Source organism: Mesorhizobium captivum (assembly GCF_033977165.1).
GTDB classification, from domain to species: Bacteria; Pseudomonadota; Alphaproteobacteria; order Rhizobiales; family Rhizobiaceae; genus Mesorhizobium; species Mesorhizobium captivum.
Map to the genome: position 1 here is coordinate 1 of NZ_JAVIJB010000106.1, position 1993 is coordinate 1993.

At 63.5% G+C, this 1993-nt stretch carries 3 protein-coding genes; all 3 read right to left on the bottom strand.

Annotated elements, in window-relative coordinates:
• The coding region (locus tag RFM40_RS33450; RefSeq protein ID WP_320279047.1) for an FAD-dependent oxidoreductase at positions 1-259 on the bottom strand (259 nt) is incomplete at its 3' end.
• Positions 260-330: 71 nt separating this feature from the next.
• Positions 331-1638 (bottom strand): type III glutamate--ammonia ligase, encoded by a 1308-nt coding sequence (glnT, locus tag RFM40_RS33455; RefSeq protein ID WP_320224263.1) that lies wholly within the window; start codon positions 1636-1638, stop codon positions 331-333.
• Between the two features lie 53 nt (positions 1639-1691).
• Positions 1692-1993, bottom strand: a 302-nt coding sequence (locus RFM40_RS33460; RefSeq protein WP_320279048.1) for a glutamate synthase-related protein, incomplete at its 5' end; no start/stop codon positions are given.

The window sequence follows — 1993 nt, forward strand, 5'->3', positions numbered from 1 at the left end:
CGGGCAGGCCGTAATTGGAGCGGATGATGGTGGTGTTGCGGCCGGCATTGCCGGAGCCGATCCAGCCCTTTTCCAGCACCGCGACATTGCGGATGCCGAATTCGCTGGCGAGGAACCAGGCCGTGGCCAGCCCGTGGCCGCCGCCGCCGATGATCACCACGTCGTAGCGATCCTTGGGCGGCGCGTCGCGCCAGATGGGCTTCCAGGTCTTGTGGCCGGAGAGGGCGGCGCGGGCGAGCGAGAAGATCGAGTATTTCATGAAATCATTCCGAGGCCGCTCGCCCCACGCCGGACCCTACCTTACGCATCGGGTTCATCCGGTCCGATGCTCTAGACATCCAGCGTGTGGTCGCGCTCCCACTGCGTGAAGTGCGAAGCATAGGAATTCCATTCCTGCTGCTTCAGCTTTAGATATGCCGACGAAAATTCCTCACCCAGCGCCGCCTTGAGCGATTTGTCGTTGTCGAACTCGCGCAGCGCGTCGAGCAGGTTGAGCGGCAGCTTCGGCGCGTCCGTCACCGTATGGCCGAACTGGTACATGTCGATGTCGTAGCGTTTGCCGGGATCGGCCTTGGAGCGGATGCCGTCGAGACCGGCCGCGATGATCACCGCCTGCAGCAGGTAAGGATTGGCGGCGCCGTCGGGCAGGCGGAGCTCGAAGCGTCCCGGCCCCGGCACGCGCACCATGTGGGTGCGGTTGTTGCCGGTCCAGGTCACCGTGTTCGGCGCCCAGGTGGCGCCCGAAATGGTCCGCGGCGCGTTGATGCGCTTGTAGGAATTGACCGTCGGGTTGGTGATCGCGGCAAGCGCCGAGGCGTGCTTCATGATGCCGCCGAGGAAGTTCCTGCCCTTGGCCGACAGGCCGAGTTCCTCCGAATTGTCGGCGAACACATTGGTCTTGCCGGTCTCGTCCCACACCGAGATATGGGCGTGGCAGCCATTGCCAGTCAGGCCCTGGAAGGGTTTGGGCATGAACGTGGCGCGCAGGCCATGCTTTTCCGCGATCGACTTGACCATGAACTTGAAGAAGGAGTGCTTGTCGGCGGTCGCCAGCGCATGGTCGAAAGTCCAGTTCATCTCGAACTGACCGTTGGCGTCCTCGTGATCGTTCTGGTAGGGCCCCCAGCCGAGCTCCAACATATGGTCGCAGATTTCGGCGATCACATCGTAGCGGCGCATCACCGCCTGCTGGTCGTAACAGGGCTTGGATGCCGTGTCGTACTGGTCGGAAATGGCGCTGCCGTCCGGCGAGATCAGGAAGAACTCGGCCTCGACGCCGGTCTTGACATGCATGCCGTCGCGGGCGGCCTCTTCGATCACCCGCTTCAGCGTGTTGCGCGGCGCCTGCGCGACCGACTTGTCGTCCATGATGCAATTGGCGGCCACCCAGGCGACTTCGCGCTTCCATGGCAGCTGAATGACCGAAGCCGGATCCGGCACCGCCAGCATGTCGGGATGGGCCGGCGTCAGGTCGAGCCAGGTGGCAAAACCGGCAAAGCCGGCACCGTCCTTCTGCATGTCGGCGATCGCTTGCGCCGGCACCAGCTTGGCGCGCTGCCCGCCGAATAGGTCGGTATAGGAGATCATGAAATACTTGACGTTTTTCGCCCTTGCGAACTCTGCAAGATCTTTAGTCACATCAGTTCCCCATTTTTTTGTCGGCCAAGGCCATGGCCTTGGCCCTTCATTGATTAGAAGCCGTTCTTCCCCGGTGTCCAGTTGGTGCCGGCGAGCGGCACGCCAGCCATGGCGGCCGCTTCGATTGTGAGCGCGACGAGGTCCTCGGGCTCGAGATTGTGCAGGCTGTTCTTGCCGCACGCGCGGGCGATCGTCTGAGCCTCGAGCGTCATCACCTTGAGGTAGTTGGCGAGCCGCCGCCCGGCGGCGACCGGATCGACGCGCTTCATCAGCTCGGGATCCTGCGTGGTGATGCCCGCGGGGTCCTTGCCTTCATGCCAGTCGTCATAGGCGCCGGCGGTGGCGCCGAGCTTTT